This is a genomic window from Streptomyces xylophagus, assembly GCF_000716435.1.
Taxonomy (GTDB): domain Bacteria; phylum Actinomycetota; class Actinomycetes; order Streptomycetales; family Streptomycetaceae; genus Streptomyces; species Streptomyces xylophagus.
Genome location: NZ_JNWO01000145.1, coordinates 1 through 441 on the forward strand (window position 1 = coordinate 1; position 441 = coordinate 441).

Below are 441 nucleotides of genomic sequence, written 5' to 3' on the forward strand. Positions count from 1 at the left end.
CCATCACCTCGTCCGACCAGCGGGCTAGCACGATGACCTCTGCGTCTCTACTCATGCCGGAGTATGACCGCATGCGCCTGATCCACCGCAACCAAATTCCTCAACCGGACGACGCGGGCAAGGACGGGCGCATTGGCGACGAGCTCTCCATGCTGGCGAGCCCGACGACGGCGCCTCGGGAGAAGCTCATCTACTCCTATGCCACAGCCCTGATCAGCTCACACGACCCATCGGACAGCCCCTAGACGCCACCAGGGGACCGGGGAGACCTCCCGGAGGCCTGTTGGCGCTGAGGTGCTGCTAGGCCGTGAGGGCGGTGGTGAGGGCGTCTGGCGGGGGTGTGGTGCCCTGTGCGAGATGCTGAGCCAGTTTGCCCGCCTCGCCGGCAAACACCAGGGAGGGCATAGCCCGCAACTCGTCCTCGACACCGGCCAGTTCGGC

Annotated in this window: 1 protein-coding gene; it reads left to right on the top strand. The window is 66.4% G+C overall.

The genetic code is table 11. The features are described 5' to 3' along the window. Positions 1-245: hypothetical protein (locus tag OO70_RS50705; RefSeq protein WP_043688418.1), on the top strand; the 245-nt coding region annotated here is incomplete at its 5' end. Positions 246-441 lie beyond the last annotated feature (196 nt).